The organism is Candidatus Obscuribacterales bacterium (genome assembly GCA_036703605.1).
Taxonomy (GTDB): Bacteria; Cyanobacteriota; Cyanobacteriia; order RECH01; family RECH01; genus RECH01.
In genome coordinates this window covers 1-7461 of sequence record DATNRH010000037.1, presented here as the reverse complement: position 1 = coordinate 7461, position 7461 = coordinate 1, and the positions used below count along the sequence as shown (strand labels likewise).

General features: G+C 55.4%; 6 protein-coding genes. 5 read left to right on the top strand and 1 reads right to left on the bottom strand.

What is annotated here, in order from left to right; translation table 11 throughout:
- Together V6D20_00910 and V6D20_00905 are read left to right on the top strand one after the other, a co-directional pair.
- Positions 1 to 183, top strand: a 183-nt coding sequence (locus V6D20_00910; protein HEY9814357.1) for a hypothetical protein, incomplete at its 5' end; no start/stop codon positions are given.
- Positions 180 to 1436 carry a glycosyltransferase gene (locus V6D20_00905; protein HEY9814356.1) on the top strand — a complete coding sequence of 419 codons (1257 nt, stop codon included), beginning with the start codon at positions 180 to 182 and terminating at the stop codon, positions 1434 to 1436. The genes V6D20_00910 and V6D20_00905, both read left to right, overlap by 4 nt.
- A gap of 14 nt (positions 1437 to 1450) precedes the next feature.
- Here the strand turns inward: V6D20_00905 and V6D20_00900 are convergent, their stop codons facing one another.
- Positions 1451 to 3100, bottom strand: coding sequence for an AarF/ABC1/UbiB kinase family protein (locus V6D20_00900; GenBank protein HEY9814355.1), 1650 nt, complete (start codon positions 3098 to 3100; stop codon positions 1451 to 1453).
- Positions 3101 to 3286: 186 nt separating this feature from the next.
- Between V6D20_00900 and rpmF the strand changes: the two genes are divergently transcribed.
- The 3 genes from rpmF to V6D20_00885 all read left to right on the top strand — a co-directional run bounded on the left by rpmF (position 3287) and on the right by V6D20_00885 (position 7384).
- On the top strand, positions 3287 to 3466 hold the full coding sequence (gene rpmF, locus V6D20_00895) for a 50S ribosomal protein L32 (GenBank protein ID HEY9814354.1): 180 nt from the start codon (positions 3287 to 3289) through the stop codon (positions 3464 to 3466).
- Positions 3467 to 3654: 188 nt separating this feature from the next.
- On the top strand, positions 3655 to 4254 hold the full coding sequence (locus tag V6D20_00890; GenBank protein ID HEY9814353.1) for a sulfite oxidase-like oxidoreductase: 600 nt from the start codon (positions 3655 to 3657) through the stop codon (positions 4252 to 4254).
- A 133-nt stretch (positions 4255 to 4387) separates the two neighbouring features.
- On the top strand, positions 4388 to 7384 hold the full coding sequence (locus V6D20_00885; GenBank protein HEY9814352.1) for an NACHT domain-containing protein: 2997 nt from the start codon (positions 4388 to 4390) through the stop codon (positions 7382 to 7384).
- Positions 7385 to 7461 lie beyond the last annotated feature (77 nt).

Here is a 7461-nt window from a genome sequence, read left to right as displayed (position 1 = left end):
CCTTCAGAGTCCATACAAGCAAGGCTGGTGTTGAAGAAGTCTGGTCAACAGATCCTATGCGGTGTCATCCCCATAGATTCCCATCGGGCGATCGCCACCATCGATACTCGATCGATCATGACTGGATCCTCCAATCGTCCCCCTATCGTTGACCTTCGTCGTCAAGGTATTCAAAGTTTATGAAAATCGGTTACTTAATCCCAGAATGGCCGGGGCAAACCCATGTATGGGCTTGGCGCGAAATCTGTCATCTCCGTGAGCTAGGGCTTGATGTGACTATCATCTCAACCCGCCGCCCTGCCCATGCTACCCGTGGGAAGCATGAGTTTACGGCTGCTGCTGAGGCTGAAACCGTCTACCTGGTTCCCCTACGCTGGCAGGCGGTTATCCAAGAATTGGCATGGGCGATCGCTCACTGCCCTGGCCAGCTTCTTGCCTGCATTCGCTTGGGGTTAACGTTGCCGGTGTATCAAAAACCTAATCTGCGATCGGTGCTACCTCTGTTAATCCCGGCTCTGCAATTGGTTCATACTCTTCGCCAGCATCAGATTGAGCACCTGCATACGCCCATGCCTGCCAACAGCGCGATTTTGTGCATGATGGCTAAGCAGTTGACCCAAGTACCCTATTCCCTGACGCTCTGTGCCCCTGTGAATCACTGGGGTGGGGCCATGCAGGAAAAAATTCTGGGGGCAGAGTTTGTGACGGTGGTGGCTAGTTGGATGCTGGAGCAGGTGCAACAAGCTTGTCCAACCTTGCCCGCCGATCGCCTCAGCATGACCCGCCATGGCGTGGATCCCCATAAGTGGGTGCCGGTGCCCCAAGACTTGAAGCAGGCGGATGCGCCAACGCGATTGGTCAGCATTGGGCGTCTGGCTCCCTGCAAAGGATTTGATGTGTTGCTCAAGGCGATCGCTTTGGTGAAACAGCAGGGGCTGGCGTTAGACCTTCACATCGCTGGAGAAGGCAACGAGCGCCCGGTTCTAGAGAAATTGGTGCGCGACCTACACCTTGAGGGGGAGGTGACGTTGTTGGGCTCGGTGAGTGAAGATCAATGCTTAGCTGAAATGCAGGCCGCTGATATGTTCGTCTTGGCCAGCCATCAAGAACCCCTAGGCGTCGTTTATCTAGAGGCTATGGCCGTGGAAGTTGCCACGGTGGGCACGCGGGCCGGGGGTGTGGTGGATATGATTGTGGATGGAGAAACTGGCGTCCTAGTACCGCCGGGTGATGTGGAGGCCTTAGCAGGAGCGATCGCTCGTCTCATCCAAAATCCAGCATTGCGCGATCGCTTGGGCAAGGCCGGTCGGCAAGCGGTGCTCTCCCAATTTGATAGCCGCATCGGCGCGACGAAGCTACGGGACTTAATTGTTCATAGCACCCATGACCTACAGAATCTGGAGAAGACCGCCCTCAGCTCATCCTGTCCTGTCTAAGATGCTTGCGGGAGCTATCGTAAACGGCCTGATCGGATAATGCTGATGATTAACCACAGTCCCACCAAGCTGGCAACCGCAAATAGGACATTGCTCAGCAGTTGAATCTGCGTTGTTTGCTGGCCGGTGGTGACGATAGCTGCCCCAATCACTAGGGACGCGACTAGCGTACTAAAAGAGCGCCGATTGGCTGCATCGTCAATACTGCGGCGCAGGTTCTCCAAACCTTGGATATCAACCTTCCATTTGAGGGTTTCGGTGCTCAGACGGTTCAGCAGAAAGCCGAACTGGCGCGGTGATTCTAGGGACAGTTCTTTGAACTCTAGGGCCGTGCGCAGCAGCGCCTGCACCGGATCGTCGCCCACCAATTGCTGACGGAACAAGTCCACCATCAGCGGCTTAGCCTCATCCAACAGGTTCACCGATGGATCAAACTGTCGCCCAGCTCCCTCTAGATTCAGCAGCGACTTGGTGAATAACCCAATATTGGATGGCCAGCGCAAATTGTTGCGGCTAGCAGCCTGCAAGATTTCGCTGAAGGCCTCCGCCGAGTTGAGGTTCGCCAAACTCAGACCATAGTAGCGCCGCAACAGCCGTCGATAGTCCGACTCTAGCTGAATCAGATCAATGGGCTGCATGGGTTCTGCTAGGCGCAGGGTGAGCTGGGTGCAGCGCTGGGCATCGGTGCTCACGATCGCCAAAATCATCTCCGTCAACGTGGTGCGGGTGCGGGGGTCGAGGGTGCCCATCATGCCGCAGTCTAAAATGGCCACCCGGCCATCATCCAGATAAAACAAGTTACCCGGATGGGGATCGGCGTGGAAAAAGCCGTCAATTAGATATTGCTGGAAAAAGGCACGAAACAGCAACTGGCTAATCTCGCTGCGACGCTCATTGAGTTCTTGCCCAGCAGCAGACGCTTGCACCTCTGCCGTCAGCAAGGGCTTGCCCTGCAACCATTCCATCACCATAATATTGGATGTGGTTAGCTCCCAGATAATTTCTGGCACCACAATTAAACTTGGATCAAACCATTGGCTTTTGGATAGATTTTGCCGTAGTTGATCGGTATAGCTAGCTTCTTGGCTGAAATCTAACTCTGCCTGAATAGCGCGGCTGAACTCCTCCGCCAGGGCCACGATATTGTATCGCTGCCCAAAGTTAGTTGCAGATACTAGCTTGGCAATGTACTGAATGATGGCAACATCCCGAGCCACCAGGTTTTCAATCCCCGGACGCTGCACCTTCACCGCCACATCACGGCCATTCTTGAGCTTCGCGCGATGAGTTTGCCCAATCGATCCGGCAGCGATCGCTTGATAGTTAAACTCGGCAAAGACCTCCGTCACCGGTTGGGGCATCTGTTGATGGATAAATCGTTCAATCTCAACCGGCGGCACCGGCGGCACCCCCGACTGCAGCTCACTGAGCGCCGCAATATACTCCGGCGATAGCAAATCTGGGCGGGTGCTCAACAACTGCCCTAGCTTCACATAGACCGGGCCGAGATCGACCAAGATGCTGCGCAGCACCTCCGGCGGGGGTGGTTCTGGTTCATCGGTTTTGCTGCCACTCAGCAACCGCCGCATATAGTCCCAACCGCGCCGCAGAACAACTTCTAGAATTTCGCCTTCCCGGGACGTATTGCGAGTGAATTCCAGCACAAGCTCTCCTATACGTTTCTTGAGACACTCCGACCGATGCGAAACGCGATCGCTCCCCTCGGCGCAGACCCAACTGGTTTGATAGTAACGAACTTCCGTTCAAATGCCTTGCGTCTTAGGGCATAGTCAGGTCTATAGATATGCTGTATACTTGAAAGGTTGTGAAAAATTTCGGCATACGCAGTCATGGCGGTTCCCAAGAAGAAAACGTCCAAGTCCAAACGCAGTATGCGGAGAGCAACCTGGAAGCGCAAAGCTGAGAAGCAAGCGCAGCGTGCTCTCTCGCTAGGTAAGTCCATTTTGACCGGACGAGCTAAAGGGTTCTACTACCCAGAGAACGCCGACGATGAAGATGAAGACGAATAACCTTCGTCTTGCCACAGCAACGGGCTGCTCGTCACCCCATTCAAGCTGTTGTGGCTTTAGTGTCTATGGTTTTAGCGAGGCGTCACTGCCTCGTTTTTTCATGGGCCGGCAATGATCCCTCCGTCACCCGATCGCGCTACAACTAGATCAGGGTAGATACCCGTTGTCCTCCTCAACAAGCGATCGCCATGGCTGGAACATTCTTTTCAAAACCCACCGCTGATCAACAAGATCGTGTGCCGCCGGGGCAACATTTAGCCAAGGGGTTTCCGGTGCTCACCTACGGATCGACGCCGCAGATTGCCATCGACGATTGGGAGTTTAAGATTTGGGGACTAGCGACCGCCACAACGTTGAGCTGGGATGACGTGATGGCGATGCCCCAAACCGAATTCACCGCTGACTTCCATTGTGTGACCACCTGGTCAAAACTGGATGTCACCTGGACAGGCGTTCGAGTCACCGACTTTCTGCGCGAGGTTGACCTAGATCCTGCCGCCGTCCACGTGATGCAGCATTGCTATGGCGGCTACACCACCAATATCGCCCTCGATGATTTGATGCGCGATGAAAATTTCTTTGCCCATACCCTGGTGGGCGAGCCCCTCCCTGCAGACCACGGCGGCCCGCTGCGCCTGGTTGTGCCCCATCTCTATGCTTGGAAGAGCGCCAAGTGGATCAACGGCTTGGAGTTTTTAGATCAGCCAGCCCTGGGCTTCTGGGAACGGAATGGCTACCACCATCGTGGTGATCCTTGGGCCGTGCAGCGGTATAGCGATCGCCCCTGAGGTCAAAACACCTCCTGGCATGGGTTGTTGACTCGAACTTAGGGAGCGATCGCTCCCCCCAATATCCATCCTGTCTAGACAGGCGGCGGCGTTCCTGAATGACTAGACTGGAAAGACCTTCCATCGTCATCCCATGTCAGACACCCCACCCCCCAGCGATCCTACTCCCAGCACTTCCACATCCAGTGACTCTACTCTGCTTCCCCTCAGCCCTGAGGAGCGCCGTAGCCAGCGTCGAAACCGCATTCGCCAATGGGCTAGCTATCTGGGGCTTTCTGGGTCGGGCGTTGGTATTGTGGCAGCGATCGCCCTTCTGCAACAGGGGCAGTGGTTAGAGGCGATCGGTGTAATTCTAGTGACCATGGCGCTGACGGGGTTGGTGATCATGGGGCAGTTTGCCCGCAAGTTGACCGATCGCATTCTAGACAAGGTGGAAGAGCGTTTGGAGGAACGGATCGAACCGCTAGCAACCTGGGTAGTGGATGGGTTGGAGCAAGCAGCGATCGGGCTCTGGTGGCGGTTGCTATCGCCGTTTGAGCAACGCTACACCCAAAGTCTCATGTATGAATACCGAGACTTTAAAACCCAAGGACTACGCACCCGCGGCCCCTTTGTTTTAGATCTAGAAAAGGTTTTTGTGCCCCTGCGGGTTGCGCCCGACAGTTTGGATCGTATACCGTCTGCCCTAATTCGCGATGCGGATGCACGCAGTAACCTACAGATCTGGGATGTACTAGCGGTGCAGCAGCCTACGTTTCGGCGATTGGTGATTATTGGCGCACCCGGTTCGGGTAAATCAACCCTGTTGGAACATCTGACCCTCACCTATGCCCAACGCCGTCAGCGTCGCTATCACCCCAAAGCCCCGAAGCTATTGCCTGTATTGCTTACCCTGCGGGAATTACGGGAAGCGATCGCTCAGCAGCCCACCCTAAACTTAGCGACCCTATGGGAACAGCAGCCCACGGTGCAGGATCTAAAGCCGCCGCCCCGCTGGCTCCAGATCCAACTGCAGCGGGGGCGATGTTTGGTGATGCTGGATGGGCTGGATGAGGTGGCCGATCCTGAACAGCGGCAAGTTGTCAGCACCTGGGTTGATCATCAGATTCAGGCTTATCCTACGGTGAGATTTATTGTCACCTCACGTCCCCATGGTTATCGTACAGCACCGCTGAGTAAAGCAGGGGCACTTCTGGAAGTCAAGCCATTTACGATCATCCAGGTGCAGCAATTTATCCAAAATTGGTATCTGCAAAATGAACTCATGAGTCGTCTAGGTAAGGATGATCCAGGCGTGCGATTGATGGCAGATCGGAAGGCAGCCGATTTGATCGATCGCATTCGGCGGAACCCACCCCTGGCAGCGATGGCGACCAATCCCCTGCTGCTGACGATGATTGCGACGGTGCATTGTTTTCGGGGAGCACTGCCGGGGCGGCGGGTAGAGCTGTATGCTGAAATTTGCGATGTCTTGCTAGGACGGCGGCAGGATGCCAAGGGTATGGATGGATCGCTGACGGCGGGGCAGAAAAAGTCGGTGCTCCAGGTGCTGGCGCTCAACCGGATGCGCCATCGCAGTGAAGAATGTTCTATTGTCACCGGCGGCTTAGTGATCCAACAGCAATTGGATGCCGTGGCGGGCAATGCGCTGTATCCGGAGGAGTTTTTGCAATATATCGAAACGGGCAGTGGTTTGCTGGTGGAAGAACGGGCAGGTATCTATAAGTTTGCCCATCGCAGTTTCCTAGAATATCTGGCGGCGGTGCAGATTAAGGAGCTAAAACAGGATATGTTGCTCACTCGCAATATTGATGATCCTTGGTGGGAGGAAACCATTCGTCTCTATGCAGCCCAGCAAGATGCTAGTGATATTGTCTGGGCAGCCTTGCAGCGACAGACCGTGGAGTCTTTATCCTTAGCCTATGACTGTATGCGGGAATCGCTGAGCATGAGCGATCGCTCTGTGCGACAGGAGTTGGCGACAACCCTAGAACAAGGTTTGGAGTCCACAGATGGAGACCTGTTTCGATTGGCAGTGGAAGTACAGCTATCCCGACGGCTGAAGGCACTGCTGCGGGTCGATGATCGCACCGATCTTGATGGAACCCTAATCGCCCAGGCAGACTATCAGTTATTTATCGATGAAATGCGCCAGGCAGGTAACAATCATCATCCCGATCATTGGCAGGGCGATCGCTTCTTACCTGGAACGTCCCAAGATCCCATTCAAGGTATTCGGGCCCAGGATGCCGAAGCCTTCTGTGCATGGCTCACCTATCGATGTGGTAATTTAGGCGATTTGTATTTAGAAGGTGATTCATCGGTCTTTGTAGGCGATAGCCGTATTCGTATACCCACAGTTGAGGAAGCTCAAGCTTATCCAGTCTCGTCCTCCAGGGGAATCTATTGGTGTCAGGGCGATCGCGGCTTGGTGCTCCATGGCATGTCCGACGATCAGCGCACGGCATGGCTGATGCAGCTCCACCAGGCTGGCGATCGCGACGCTGATGGTATCCGAACCCTAGCCCAAACCTTGACCATTCCAACCCTGCCCCCCCGACCGGCCTCTCGCCATGCTCCCCATCCCCAAACCCGCGATCGCGAAGTTGCCCTGAATCGAGCCCGCGATCGCGCCTTCCAACGCCTCTTGACCCAAGCCTTGCCCCTTGCGCAGGATATGGCGCAAGCGTTCGCTCTCAATGCTAGTCCCTCTCTCAACCATGGACATCTGGCAGGCTGGATGCAGGATATCAATCACATTCGCGATCGCCAACAGGCCCTCCTCGTACCCTTGCCCCAAGCGCAAACCCTAGCTGGGAAGATTATTCGCGATCGCTCCCCCATCCCGTCGTCCGATCTGGCCTGGTTGCGCGCCTATACGCCCCTTGTCGCCCTATGGTGGTATGACCTAGCCGATATTTATGAACGCCTCAGCCGATCGCCCCGTCTGCTGCGACTTAATCAGCGATCGCGGCAGCAGTGCCAGAGCTTGGCCCAAACCTATCGCGATGGGGTTGAATCGACGTTTAACCTCTACGCCTTCTGGGTGCTGTTGGATGAACGTCGTGCCCAACACATGCCGGCATGGGAGGGGTTGCGACTGGTGCGCGAGCAGCGGCAGGTGGACTAGCTGGAGTCAAGGGTGCTTATCGCCCATGCTGCCGGGTTCATGCAAGCCGCCAAGTTGGGGCAAGAAAACCCCATCGG